Origin of the sequence: Rhizobium sp. YAF28 (genome assembly GCF_052113285.1) — a bacterium.
Lineage (GTDB): Bacteria > Pseudomonadota > Alphaproteobacteria > Rhizobiales > Rhizobiaceae > Rhizobium.
In genome coordinates this window covers 409,396-421,826 of the sequence record NZ_JBFRCX010000001.1, presented here as the reverse complement: position 1 = coordinate 421,826, position 12,431 = coordinate 409,396, and the positions used below count along the sequence as shown (strand labels likewise).

General features: G+C 62.4%; 11 protein-coding genes. 7 read left to right on the top strand and 4 right to left on the bottom strand.

Annotated features, from left to right (window positions below; all coding sequences use genetic code 11):
- Nucleotides 1-53: 53 nt before the first annotated feature.
- Nucleotides 54-959 (bottom strand): hypothetical protein, encoded by a 906-nt coding sequence (locus AB4Z13_RS02175; protein ID WP_442205678.1) that lies wholly within the window; start codon nt 957-959, stop codon nt 54-56.
- 102 nt (nt 960-1,061) lie between these two features.
- On the opposite strand from AB4Z13_RS02175, the gene AB4Z13_RS02170 reads away from it, so the two are divergent.
- Nucleotides 1,062-1,880, top strand: coding sequence for a hypothetical protein (locus AB4Z13_RS02170; RefSeq protein WP_442205677.1), 819 nt, complete (start codon nt 1,062-1,064; stop codon nt 1,878-1,880).
- A 21-nt stretch (nt 1,881-1,901) separates the two neighbouring features.
- Here the strand turns inward: AB4Z13_RS02170 and AB4Z13_RS02165 are convergent, their stop codons facing one another.
- On the bottom strand, nt 1,902-2,354 hold the full coding sequence (locus tag AB4Z13_RS02165; protein ID WP_310387962.1) for a TspO/MBR family protein: 453 nt from the start codon (nt 2,352-2,354) through the stop codon (nt 1,902-1,904).
- A 75-nt stretch (nt 2,355-2,429) separates the two neighbouring features.
- Nucleotides 2,430-3,332 (bottom strand): AraC family transcriptional regulator, encoded by a 903-nt coding sequence (locus AB4Z13_RS02160; RefSeq protein WP_442205676.1) that lies wholly within the window; start codon nt 3,330-3,332, stop codon nt 2,430-2,432.
- Nucleotides 3,333-3,428: 96 nt separating this feature from the next.
- Here AB4Z13_RS02160 and AB4Z13_RS02155 point away from each other — a divergent pair, with 96 nt between their 5' ends.
- Nucleotides 3,429-4,166 (top strand): SDR family oxidoreductase, encoded by a 738-nt coding sequence (locus tag AB4Z13_RS02155; RefSeq protein WP_442205675.1) that lies wholly within the window; start codon nt 3,429-3,431, stop codon nt 4,164-4,166.
- A 58-nt stretch (nt 4,167-4,224) separates the two neighbouring features.
- On the opposite strand, the gene AB4Z13_RS02150 is transcribed toward AB4Z13_RS02155, so the two are convergent.
- A complete protein-coding gene (locus tag AB4Z13_RS02150) occupies nt 4,225-5,100 on the bottom strand; it encodes an NmrA/HSCARG family protein (RefSeq protein ID WP_442205674.1) in 876 nt (291 codons plus the stop codon).
- A gap of 111 nt (nt 5,101-5,211) precedes the next feature.
- Between AB4Z13_RS02150 and AB4Z13_RS02145 the strand changes: the two genes are divergently transcribed.
- The 5 genes from AB4Z13_RS02145 to AB4Z13_RS02125 all read left to right on the top strand — a co-directional run bounded on the left by AB4Z13_RS02145 (nt 5,212) and on the right by AB4Z13_RS02125 (nt 12,175).
- Nucleotides 5,212-6,129, top strand: a complete 918-nt coding sequence (locus AB4Z13_RS02145) for a LysR substrate-binding domain-containing protein (protein ID WP_442205673.1) — start codon at nt 5,212-5,214, stop codon at nt 6,127-6,129.
- A 74-nt stretch (nt 6,130-6,203) separates the two neighbouring features.
- Nucleotides 6,204-6,971 carry an adenylate/guanylate cyclase domain-containing protein gene (locus tag AB4Z13_RS02140; protein WP_310387970.1) on the top strand — a complete coding sequence of 256 codons (768 nt, stop codon included), beginning with the start codon at nt 6,204-6,206 and terminating at the stop codon, nt 6,969-6,971.
- A 141-nt stretch (nt 6,972-7,112) separates the two neighbouring features.
- Nucleotides 7,113-7,682: a TetR/AcrR family transcriptional regulator gene (locus AB4Z13_RS02135; RefSeq protein WP_439015304.1), complete on the top strand. Its 570-nt coding sequence runs from the start codon at nt 7,113-7,115 to the stop codon at nt 7,680-7,682.
- A 136-nt stretch (nt 7,683-7,818) separates the two neighbouring features.
- Complete coding sequence (locus AB4Z13_RS02130) at nt 7,819-9,012, top strand: efflux RND transporter periplasmic adaptor subunit (RefSeq protein WP_442205672.1); 1,194 nt, start codon at nt 7,819-7,821, stop codon at nt 9,010-9,012.
- 4 nt (nt 9,013-9,016) lie between these two features.
- The gene (locus tag AB4Z13_RS02125; protein WP_442205671.1) at nt 9,017-12,175 is read left to right on the top strand and encodes a multidrug efflux RND transporter permease subunit; all 3,159 of its coding nucleotides are present in this window, start codon (nt 9,017-9,019) and stop codon (nt 12,173-12,175) included.
- The last annotated feature ends 256 nt before the right edge of the window (nt 12,176-12,431 follow it).

Genomic DNA, 12,431 nt, shown 5'->3' with positions numbered 1-12,431 from the left:
CTAGGGTCAAAAGGTAACGCATCGCAAACTCCTCTCCTGCTTGCGTGGAAACATCACGGGCACATTGCGCCGCCCGTCAGGTTGAGCTTCTCCTTCGCAAAGGCACACAATTTCGAGATGGCGTTCTCCGGCTTCAGATCGGAGCTCCGGCTGTCTGGGTAGACGATGAAAATCACATCGTGGCCGAGCCCGAAATTCTTGTAGGGATAAACGTGTCCCGGCCCGACGCAGGCCGTTCCATCGCTGTTCCACTTCTTGCAGCGACTTTCGCCGATTGCCTCGAAGACCCTGCTCGATCCCTCGCCGAGCCGCATGAAAGGACCGCCATCCGCGATCAGAACCGGCGTCCATCGGTCCTTGTAGACGACGACGCCCATATCACCTAGCCGCAGCCCGGTCTTGTCCGCGAACATGCGGCCCATTTCGCCGCTCTTGCTGGCGGTTATCTTGGAAAGGCCGGCCGTCGGCATCACGATGAAAGGAATGCGGTCAGGATCGATTTGCGCGGACTGCGCGGAAGAATTAGGTGAACCTGGCCACTTATAGGACGTCTCCTTCAGATCGGTAGCGCCAGGCAGACCGTTCCATGCCGCCCAGGATCCATCGACATCGAGCGCCATCTTGCTGCGCCAGTAGATCGCGCCGTCCTTGAGGCGCAGCAGCGCCTTCACATTGCTGGGGTCGCGACTGCACAGATAGTACTGTTTCGATTCTGCGACACCAGGAAGCCTCAGGTTAAAACCGAGAAACTTGTCCTTCCTGCTCTGTCCGGCCGCGCCGTCGCAACCGACAAATTCTCCCCGGTAGGACTCGTCGAGCGGCGTCGAAGCGGAGAATTCGACGGCTTTGAGGAGGTCGGCGGAGCTCGCCGGCGGTTCCGCAGCGTGAGCGTGAATAGCGAGCATTGCAATGCCAAGCGTCACTAAAACGCGAGATAGTTGAAGCATGTAGAGAGACATGATCTGCGGCTCCTCCTGCTCGCTCCGGTGCAACGTGTGCGACCCAAGTGACTATTCCATTTAATCGTAGATTGTGCAATATTAACGACAATAAAAACGCCAATGTCTCCGCAGGTTGAAAGTATTTCCTATAAAGATTTCGCACGGACGGTGAAAATGCAGCGGCTGCTTCTTATGACTTTGAGAAACGTTGGGCTTGCCATTCTGGTCGCCGCGTATGTCACGCGCATCACGCAGGCGGCAGAGATAGATCCAGCGGCGCTGATAGCTGAAACGAAACATCGCTTCGAGACTCGGATTAGTGGCGGCCAGTATATGAGGTCATCGTGCTCGCCGACGGCGGCTGACGACTGGCCAGGCGTCGAACTCCTGCGCTGCACATACAGGGAACTGAACACAGAGGCGACGGTGACGCTCGCCTTGCCGAGCGCCGCACAGCTGGCACGCTGGACAGTCTCCGCCTGCCGCGATGCTGGGGCAACCGACATGAGGGCCTGCGCGCGCCACATCGAGAAGCGCATCTGGTCGGCTTCGAATGCCCAGTTTCCGGTACGCGGCTATGTGATCGAACCGCATTCGGTACTCGGGGGCGCGTCGAACGAAGCCTACTGTTTTCTGTTCCGCGACGGCGTGACGGTAAGGACGGCGGCGGTCACGTCACGCGTGCCGCAAGGCGGCAAATGCGCGCCGCAAAGTGCGGAAAATGATCCGATCACGCGCGCCTTCACCTATGCGCGGATTGCGTCGACCACCCGGGCAGAGTTGGCGCTCGCGCCCGGCGCCCCAAGCGAGGCTGACTTGGCGGGCAAGGCTTTCCCCGATGCTGTGCGCAAGGAATTCGTCGCCGCATGGGCTTCCGATCGCAACCGCCTGATTTCCGGCGCTGCAATTGCAGACAAAGCGAAGGGGGAATTCAACTGACCGTATCTCGTGATTTTCTGTCTAGTTCAACGAGGCGATGGCAGCATTGAGCGCCGTGGCATAGGCGACCCAAACGCCGTAGGGCATGAACAGGACCGATGATAGCCGATCGCGTTTCCACGACAGCGCGATGAAGGCAAGGATCAACAGGAGCAGCGGGATGATGATCATCAACCCCAGGTTCGGGGATTTTAGGCCGAAGAAAGCCGGCGACCAGGCGAAATTCAACACGAGCTGGGCGATCCAGGTGGTCATGACGGGTGAACGCCTGCTGCGCGCATAGGTCCGCGCGCCTGCAATACCAACAAGGATGTAAAGGACGGTCCAGGCCGGGCCGAACAGCCAGTTCGGCGGCGTAAACCAGGGCTTGGCGAGCGACTGGTACCATTCATCCGGCAGATTGATGAGACCGATGAGAAGCCCGCCGCCGAGCGTGAGCAGAATGAAAACGAGATAATGATCAAACCGGTGCAACGGAACCCCCGCGTAAGTGACGATTGAAGTGGCGTCCGCGGGCGCGCCGTCAAGAGCGGCCTCTTCCCGGCTCGATCAGGCGTCTCGCCAGTAGCGTTTCGGCGCACGGCCGAAGACGCGCTTGAAGGCATTGCCGAAGGCGCTTTCGGAGGAATAGCCGAGGCTGGCGGCAAGGCCTGCCACCGTCGCCTCCTTGCGGCGCAGCGCCTCGCGGGCGCGATGCATGCGCCAGCGGGTGACGTAATCGAGCGGCGCAACGCCGACCAGATCGCGGAACCGCTGCGCAAAGGCGGAGCGCGACATGCCGGTGCGGCTTGCGAGCTCACCCACCGTCCAGCGATAGCCAGGCTCGTTGTGGATCAGGCTGATCGCCTTGCCAATGCCGGGATTGCCGAGCGCGCCGATCCAGCCGGCATTGTCTGCGCCGGCACGGGCGACATGGGCGCGCAGCGCCTGCACGAGCAGGATATCGCCCATCCGCCGTGTCATAAGCGTCGAGCCCATTTCGCCGGCTCCGAGTTCGTCGTTAAGGGTCGCAAGTGTAGCGCGCAGAACGGCAGCAGCGCGGTCGCTTGCCGGTATATGGATGAAGGGCGGCAGCGCATCGAGCAGCAGTTGCGCATTGCCGCCGGATATGACGAGACTGCCACCGATCAGCACCGTCTCGTCGCCGCCATGCCGGGCAATATTGGAATGGTCCCAATCGAAGAAGGCGATACCGTCTTCCGGCTCGCTCGCCAGATCATTGGCGATCACATAGGCGGGCGCATTGGCAAGCAGGAACGTATCGCCCGCTTCAAGCGTAAAGGGCGGCTCGCCCGGCAGGATGATCCAGCAGCCGCCTCTGATGACCGCGACGAATTTCAGCGCCGGCTTCGGCGGAAAGCGGAAGGCCCATTGCCCGCCCACCTCGAAACGCGTGCAGCGGGCGCTCTCGATATCAACAAGCGAAAACACATCGGACAGGGGATCGATCATGAATTCCGGACGATCTCGACGAAATGACAGAGCATAGAGCATAGATTCTCCAGCCAACCGCTGCAATCCTTGAGGTCACCATCAAGGAGAGAGACGATGTCACCGATCAAGGACAAGGTCATTGCCATTACCGGCGCCAGCAGCGGCATCGGCGAAGCGACCGCCCTCATCCTAGCCGAGCGCGGCGCCAGGATCGCGCTCGGCGCCCGGCGCAGCGAGAAGTTGGAGGCGTTGGCTCAGCGCATCACCAAGGCGGGCGGCGAGGCCATCTACCGCGTCACCGACGTCAAGAAGCGCGCGGATCTCGAAGCGCTCGTCGCCCTTGCTTGCAACACCTACGGCAGGCTCGACGTGCTGATCAACAATGCCGGCATTGGGCCGATTTCGCCGATGGATGAATTACGCGTCGAGGATTGGGAGGAGATGATCGACGTCAATGTCAAGGGGCCGCTTTATGGCATTGCCGCCGCCCTGCCCGTCTTCCGCCGCCAGGGTTTCGGCCATGTCGTCAACACGCTCTCAACGGCGGGCATCACCATCAAGCCGACCATGGCCGTCTATGCCGGCACCAAGAATGCCATGCGCACCATTGCCGAGGGCCTGCGGCAGGAGGCCGGCCCGCATCTGCGCGTCACCAATGTATCGCCGGGCATCATCAGAACCAATTTCGCCGACTCCATGACCAGCCCGGCCGTGAAAGCCGGCATCACGAAAAGCATGGAGGAAATGGCGATCACGCCGGATGCAATCGGCCGCGCCATCGCCTTTGCCATCGAGCAGCCTGACGATGTCGATGTCGGCGATATCGTCATCCGGCCGACCGCGCAGGCGTGAACACGGCATGAAGCGGACCAGCCGATCGCCGGTCCGCTTTGCCCAATGCGGCCGTTCATCAGGCCTTGTCGAGAACACTCCAGTCAAAACCCTTCGCCCAGTCGGCATAGCTGTGCCAGGCGACATCGGGGAAATCGCGGCCCAGGGCGGCGATATCGGCGGAATAGCCGGTACGGTCGAACCATTCGAACATCAGCGCCGCATCCTCGCTCTGCTGGCGCATGGCCGCAATCGGCAACTCCTGGAAACGGATCGGCCGGCCGAGCGCCTCGGTGAGAATCTTCGCCTGCTCCTCGCCCGAGAGTTCGTCGCCGGCAATATCGAAACGCTTGCCGAAGACTTGCTCGCGCCGCTCGGCAAGGGCGGCGACGAAATGGCCGATATCGTCGATGGCGATCTGCTGCAGCTTGCGGGCCTGCGGCAGGGCCGCAGCATAGACGCCCTGTTTCAGGCCGCCGATCGCCCAGGGAGCCACGGTATTTTCCATGAAGGCGACGGGCGCGCTGATCGTATAGGGAATGCCGAGCCCGCCGATATGCTGTTCGACCAGATACTTGCTGTCGAAATGCGGAATACCCGTCTTCCTGTCGGCATCGCCGACCGAGCCGTAGATGAGATGGCCGATACCGGCCTCCTTGGCCGCATCGGCAGCCGCGATGCCCTGACGGGTTTCTGCCTCGACGCCCGCCTCATAGCTGTTGCCCATCAGGTACATCGTATCGACGCCCCTGGCAGCCTTGACGATCGACGCCTTGTCGTCGAGATCGCCTACGACAACCTCGATGCCGGATGCGGCAAGCCGCTTGGCGCTGTCGCCGTCCGGCCGGCGCGTCAGCCCCTTGACGTGATGGCCGCGTGCGGCGAGCGCGCGGGCGACGGCGCCGCCCTGCTGGCCGGTTGCGCCCGATACGAGAATGCTTCTGCTGTTGCTCATGTCTCTGCTCCTTCTTTTGCCGATGGCAGTTGCTGATGGAGCAGATTTAGGATTGCTGCATTGGTTCATAATGGCCTAAAAATGCCAAACATCGTCCCATTGAGAGCAACAATGATCGATCTCAACGATATCGTGATCTTCTCCCGCGTCATCGAAACCGGCAGCTTCACCGCAGCCGCGCGGCTGCTCGGCATGCCCAAGACGACGGTCAGCCGCCGGGTTGCGGCCCTCGAGCGCGACCTCGGCGTGCGCCTCCTGCAGCGCACGACCCGCAGCCTAGGCCTGACGGAGGCCGGGCGGCTCTATTACGGCGAGGCAAGCGAGGCACTGAGGAAGATTGAAGGCGCCAATAGCAGGCTCGCCGAAGCGCAGGCCGAGCCCTCGGGCACGATCCGTATTTCGGCTCCCGTCGGCTTCAGCGGCCATTTCCTGCAGGAGGCGACTTTCGAATTCATGGCGACCTATCCGAAAGCCAAGGTCGAGCTGCGGCTGACCGACGAGCGGCTGAACCTCGTCGACAACGGCATAGACCTCGCCTTCCGCACCGGATCGCTGGAGGATTCCACCCTGATCGCCCGCAAGCTCGGCCCGACCTATCGCCTGCTCTGCGCCAGCCCCGCCTATCTTGCCCGCGCAGGCCGACCCTCCACGCCTGATGATCTCGCAAACCATGACTGCGTCATCGCCGGACCATCGGCCGCCCACGCGCAATGGGTCCTGGAAGGCTCGGCCGGGCCGGAAACGGTCTCCGTATCAGGACGCTTCGCCGCCAATGAAATGCAGGCGGTGATGGAAGCCGCCATTGCCGGCTACGGCATCGCGCAGCTGCCTTACGGCGTCGCATTCACCTGTATCGCAGACGAGCGGCTGCAGCGCGTGCTCGACGACTACACGACGGCATCGGGCGGCCTCTATGTTGTCTATCCCAGCAGCAAGCACCTCTCGCCGCTGGTGCGCGCCTTCATCGCGCTCGCGGAAAAGCGGCTGCATGCGGCCGATGCGCGAAACGTCCTGCCAGATAGCGCATAGGGGCAGCGCGCTTCAGCCTGAATAGTTGCCAAAGCCGCCCGATAGGCGGAAGCTCGTTTTTTGTGATTGGGGGAATGCGGCACATGACGATATCAGCCATATCAGGGCATCCGCCAAAATCCGGCAGCGCGAGCATCTGCCGCGGCTGCTGGGACCAGATGCATATGCCGATCCCGATCCGCGGCCCGCTTTCGCTGCCCTTCCGCGCGTTTGGCATTACGCGCAGCAAGATGAACCCCGATATCTGCACGATCTGCGAGCGCTCCTTCCAATATGTGAAGAAGCAGCGCCACATCACTGCAGGCGCCACCATCCTCTTTGCCGATATCAGAGGTTACACCGGCCTTTCGCAGCGCATCGGCGCAATCGACCTCAGCCGCATCGTCAGCCTGTTTCATGATCGCGCCGCACAGGCGATCTGGGAAAATGACGGCATCGTCAACAAGCAGATGGGCGACGGGCTGATGGCGATCTTCAACTTCCCGATCACCCGCAAGGACCATGCCGCAGCTGCCATCAGGGCCGCGCTGGAGATCCAGCGCTCCTGCACGGAAGCGCTCGCCGAGCTCGACACCGGCTACACCCTCGGCATCGGCGTCGGCATTCACACGGGCGATGTGCAGATCGGCGAATTCTCCAGCTTCCGCAGCGATTTCACCGCAATCGGCGGCGTCGTCAACCAGGCCGCCCGGCTGGAATCGCAGGCGGCACCCGGCGAAATCCTCGTGTCGCTGGAGACGACGCTGCAAGCGCCCGAACTGATGGGCGGCACGGAAGCACGGTCACTGTCGCTGAAGGGCATAGAGCAGCCGGTGGAGGCGCGGGTTTTGCGGGTGGATTGAGCCGAAACCCAATATTTCCCGGGCTTTTCAGCGCTGTGGCTCCAGCCCCTTTCGCCGCCCTGTCATTCCATAAAAACAAAAGCGCTTGCATTTAAATCCGAACGTTCGTATTTTTATCCGCGAAAACCGGGAACCCTATTCGTGACGCGAACGCGCAAGATCACCACTGACGATATTCTGGACGCTGCCGAGCGCGTCGTCGTGCGCGCCGGTGCAACGGGGCTTTCGATCGATGCGGTCGCAAAGGAAGCCGGCGTCAGCAAGTCGCGTGTTGTCTATGACCACAAGACCAAGAGCGCCCTTCTGGAAGCGCTGGTCGATCGCCGCGTCGGCGCCGATATCGCCCATATGGAAGAATGCGTGAAGGCGAGTTCGGATACCCCTCACCCGGAGCTTTACGGCCGTATCGCGGCTGCCGACAAGACGCTTGATGATACCGACCGCGCCGTGGCGATGGCGATCAGCGCCTCCATGTCGAGCGAGGAAAATCTGCAGCAGATCATCCGCAAATGGGTGGTGACCGATCTGGCGGCGATGGCCGCCGGGCCGAAGCCGCGGGCAGCCCTGATGGCCTATCTGGCGCTGACCGGCTTTTACTGTACCGAACTCTTCGATTTCCACCGCTGGAGCGGTGCGGAACGGCAGGAGCTGCTCGAGGATATCCGCAAGGTCTACACGACCTTCCTCGAGCCGCCTGAAACGAAGACTTGAAAAACTCGAAACCACAATAACTTAAGCAATTCCAGGAAAAGTGTGAAACGGTTTTCCGTCCGGAATTGCGTGAAAATGAAGAAACCAAAGTAATAACCTAGCAAGCCGCCGGGGCGGCCAAAAAGGGATACGTTCGATGTTGCGCAATACCAGACTGCCGCGCCTGAAAGCGTTGATGGCAGCCACGACCCTTCTCGTACTGACAGCAGGGCACACATTCGCTCAAGAGGGCGGAATGCAGATGCCGCCGGCGGCCGTCGGCGTGGTCGAGATGAAGAGCCATGCCGTGCCTGTCGTCAACGAACTGCCGGGCCGCATTGCCGCCACCCGTGTTTCGGAAGTGCGCGCCCGCGTTTCCGGCATCCTGCAGGAGCGCGTCTTCGAACAGGGCACCTTCGTCAAGCAGGGCGACGTGCTCTACCGCATCGATCCGCGCCTTTTCCGCGTGCGGGTTGCCTCTGCTGAAGCCACATTGCAGCGCGCCAAGGCGACACAGCAGAATGCCCGCCTGCAGCTGGAGCGCCAGCAGAACCTGAAGGAGCGCAATATCGCGACCGGCATCGATTACGATACGGCAGCCGTCGCTGTCGCCCAGGCGGATGCCGATGTGGCGAGTGCCGAGGCCGGCCTCGATGAGGCCAAGATCAATCTCGATTACACCGAGGTCCGCGCGCCGATTTCAGGCATCATCGGCGGTGCGCTGGTGACCGAGGGCGCGCTCGTGACCGCCGACGGCACCTCCAATCTGGCGCTGATCCAGCAGGTCGACCCTGTCTATGCCGACTTCACCCAGTCGGCCCAGGATCTCCTGAACCTCAAGCGGGCCGTGGCCGAGGGCAAGCTCGCCAGCACCGCACCCGGCGAAGCCCGCGTCGAACTCGTCTTCGACGATGGCAGCCTCTATGCCGAGCCCGGCCGGCTGCTGTTCGCCAGCGCCAATGTCGACCCCAATACCGGACAGGTGACGCTGCGCGCCGAATTCCCCAACAAGAACGGCGATCTCCTGCCCGGCATGTATGTGCGCGTCCGCATCGAACAGGCCGTGCGCGAGAATGCACTGACGGTGCCGCAGCGGGCGGTCACGCGAAACGAAGCCGGCCAGGCGCAGGTCTATGTGCTCGCCGAAGGCAACAAGGCGGAGCTTCGCCCTGTCACGCTCGGCCAGGTTCTCGGCTCCGAGTGGGTCGTGGAATCCGGCCTGAAGGCAGGCGAAACCGTCATCGCCGATGGCGTCCAGAAAGTGCAGCCCGGCGCCACGGTCGCGCCCGAACCCTGGAAGCCGGACGCGGCAGCGGATGCTTCGGCGCCCGCCCCGGCAAAGGCGGAGTAACCCCATGGCACAATTCTTCATTCGCAGGCCGATCCTGGCCTGGGTCTTCGCGCTGTTCATTTCGATTGCCGGCATCATCGCGATCCCCTTCCTGCCGGTCTCGCAATATCCGAAGGTCGCCCCGCCGCAGCTTTCGATCTCCACTTCCTATCCGGGCGCTTCCCCGCAGGAAATCTATCAGGGCGTGACGCGCCAGATCGAGGATGAGCTGAACGGCGTCGAAGGCCTGATGTATTTTGAATCGACCTCGGACAATTCCGGCTCGGTCAGCATCAACGCCACATTCCGCGCCGGCACCGATATCGACCAGGCCTCCGTCGACGTGCAGAACGCCATTCGCCGCGTCGAGGCCCGCCTGCCCGCCACCGTTCGCTCGCAGGGCATCAACGTGGAAGAGGCAAGCTCCGGCTTCCTGATGTTCATCGCGCTCACCTCGACCGATGGCACGCGTGATGAAGTGGCGCTCGGCGATTACATCACCCGCAACATCATCGGCGAGCTGCGCCGCATCGATGGTGTCGGCCGCGCCCAGCTCTTTGCCGCCCAGCGCGCCCTGCGTGTCTGGATCGACCCGGACAAGATGGTCGGCCTGAACCTCACGACCGATGACATCAATGCCGCCATCACCGCCCAGAATGCCCAGGTGGCCGCCGGCCAGATCGGCGCCGCGCCGAACCCGGTCACCCAGGACCTGACGGCAACAATGCTCATGCAGGGGCAATTGCAGACGCCGCAACAATTTGGCGAGATCATCCTGCGCGCCAATCCCGATGGCTCCACCGTGCGCCTGAAGGATGTCGCCCGCGTCGAGCAGGGTGCGGAATCCTACAATTTCACCAGCCGCCTGAACGGCCAGCCGAGTGCCGCAATCGCCATCCAGCTCTCGTCGACGGGCAATGCCGTTGCCGTCTCCAACGCCGTCAACGAGAAGATGAAGGAGCTTTCGCGCTTCTTCCCCTCAGGCATCGAATATTCCGTTCCCTACGATACCAGCCCCTTCGTCTCGGCCTCGATCGAAAAGGTCATCCACACGCTGGTCGAGGCCGTCGCCCTCGTCTTCGTGGTGATGTTCATCTTCCTGCAGAATTTCCGCTACACGGTCATCCCCACACTCGTCGTGCCGGTGGCTCTGCTTGGAACCTGCGCGGTCATGTATGCGACGGGCTTTTCCATCAACGTGCTCACCATGTTCGCGATGGTCTTGGCGATCGGCATTCTCGTCGATGACGCGATCGTCGTCGTTGAAAATGTCGAGCGCATCATGGCCGAGGAAGGGCTGTCGCCAAAGGCAGCCGCGCAGAAGGCGATGAGCCAGATCACCGGCGCCATCCTCGGCATCACGCTGGTCCTCTCCTGCGTCTTCATTCCCATGGCCTTCTTCCCGGGATCAACAGGTATCATCTACCGCCAGTTCTCGCTGACCATGGTCGTCTCGATCCTGTTTTCGGCCTTCCTGGCGTTGTCGCTCACACCGGCGCTCTGCGCTACCTTCCTGAAGCCCATCAAGCAGGGCCATCACCACAAGCGCGGCATCGGCGGCTGGTTCAACCGCAATTTCGAGCGCATCACGTCAGGGTACTCGAAGACGGTCACCGGCATGGCGCGCCGCGCCGGTCGCATGATGATCGTCTACCTCGCCCTCGTCATCGGCCTCGGCTACCTCTTCATCAACCTGCCGACGGCCTTCGTGCCGGATGAAGACCAGGGCTTCATGATCGTCGACATCCAGGGCCCGCCGGAAGCGAGCGCCAACCGTACGATCGAATCCATCAAGCAGGTGGAAAAGATCTTCCGCTCCGAATCTGCTGTCGAAAATATCGTGGCGATCCAGGGCTTCTCCTTCTCGGGCAACGGCGCCAATGCCGCGCTGGCCTTCGTCACCCTGAAAGACTGGGCAGACCGCGGCCCCGGCAACACCGTGCAGGAAATCGCCAACCGCGTGAACGGCCAGCTCTTCGCGCTGAAGGACGCCACCACCTTCGCGCTCTCGCCGCCGCCGATCGAAGGCTTCGGCGCCACCGGCGGCTTCTCCTTCCGCCTGCAGGACCGCGGCGGCAAGGGCCAGACGGCACTTGTCGAGGCCGCCGGCCAGCTGATGCAGATGGCGGGCAAGAGCCCTGTCCTGACCGGCATGCGCGTCGAAGGCATGCCTGACGCAGCCCAGGTGCTGATGGTGATCGACCGCGAAAAGGCCAACACCTTCGGCATCTCCTTCGCCGATATCAACAACGCGATCACCGCCAATCTCGGATCGTCCTATATCAACGACTATCCGAATACCGGCCGCATGCAGCGCGTCATCGTCCAGGCGGATGATCGCGCCCGCCTGCAGATCGACGACGTGATGAAGATCAACGTGCGCAATGCGAGCGGCGGCATGGTGCCGCTCTCCTCCTTCGCCATTGCCCAATGGCAGAAGGGCGCACCGCAGATCGTCGGCTATAACGGCTATCCGACCGTGCGCATCTCCGGCGCGCCGGCCCCCGGCCAGTCCTCGGGTGCGGCAATCGCCGAAATGGAACGTCTCGCTTCGCAGCTTCCCGAGGGCTTCGGCTTCGAATGGTCCGGCCAGTCGGCGGAGGAAATCACCTCCGGCAGCCAGGCGCCGATCCTCTTCAGCCTGTCGATCCTTTTCGTCTTCCTGCTTCTGGCAGGCCTCTACGAAAGCTGGTCGATCCCGCTCGCGGTCATGCTGGTCGTGCCGCTCGGCGTCATCGGCTCGGTCGCGGCGGTGATGCTGCGCGATATGCCCAACGACATCTATTTCAAGGTGGGCCTCATCGCCATCATCGGCCTCTCGGCCAAGAACGCCATCCTGATCGTCGAATTCGCCAAGGATTATTACGCCGAAGGCAAGTCGCTCCTGGATTCGGCGATAGAAGCCGCCCGCGTCCGCTTCCGCCCGATCATCATGACCTCGCTCGCCTTCACCCTCGGTGTCGTGCCGCTGGCGATCGCGACAGGGCCGAGTGCCGCCAGCCAGAACGCCATCGGCACCGGTGTGCTCGGCGGCATGATCTCCGCCACCGTGCTCGCCATCTTCTTCGTCCCGGCCTTCTTCGTCTTCGTGCTGAAGCTGATGCGCACGAGGCGGCCGGTCGCTGAGGAGCAACCGCCAGCCGCACCCGAGACACCACCAACCGCCCCGGCCATCCACTCCTGACCTACGACCGGTGCGTCATGCCTCCCGGGCTCCCTTGAGGGTCCGGGAGGTTTTTTGTTTTCGGGCTTGGGCGAAGCTGAAGAATTGTAGGGTCTGCAGTGGGGCACCCCCTCTGGCCTGCCGGCCATCTCCCCCACAAGGGTGGAGATCGACAAGCGGCGCGACATTCCCACCTCGCTGACATTGCGCAGTTTGCAACGTCTACTATTTGGGGAAGCCGGCGCTCCCAGCCAATCTCCCCACCTGTGGGGGAGAT

Coding starts and splice junctions, on each gene's coding strand:
- AB4Z13_RS02175 (WP_442205678.1), bottom strand. CDS start 959: ATGTCTCTCTACATGCTTCAACTATCTCGCGTTTTAGTGACGCTTGGC.
- AB4Z13_RS02170 (WP_442205677.1), top strand. CDS start 1,062: ATGTCTCCGCAGGTTGAAAGTATTTCCTATAAAGATTTCGCACGGACG.
- AB4Z13_RS02160 (WP_442205676.1), bottom strand. CDS start 3,332: ATGATCGATCCCCTGTCCGATGTGTTTTCGCTTGTTGATATCGAGAGC.
- AB4Z13_RS02155 (WP_442205675.1), top strand. CDS start 3,429: ATGTCACCGATCAAGGACAAGGTCATTGCCATTACCGGCGCCAGCAGC.
- AB4Z13_RS02150 (WP_442205674.1), bottom strand. CDS start 5,100: ATGAGCAACAGCAGAAGCATTCTCGTATCGGGCGCAACCGGCCAGCAG.
- AB4Z13_RS02145 (WP_442205673.1), top strand. CDS start 5,212: ATGATCGATCTCAACGATATCGTGATCTTCTCCCGCGTCATCGAAACC.
- AB4Z13_RS02140 (WP_310387970.1), top strand. CDS start 6,204: ATGCGGCACATGACGATATCAGCCATATCAGGGCATCCGCCAAAATCC.
- AB4Z13_RS02130 (WP_442205672.1), top strand. CDS start 7,819: ATGTTGCGCAATACCAGACTGCCGCGCCTGAAAGCGTTGATGGCAGCC.
- AB4Z13_RS02125 (WP_442205671.1), top strand. CDS start 9,017: ATGGCACAATTCTTCATTCGCAGGCCGATCCTGGCCTGGGTCTTCGCG.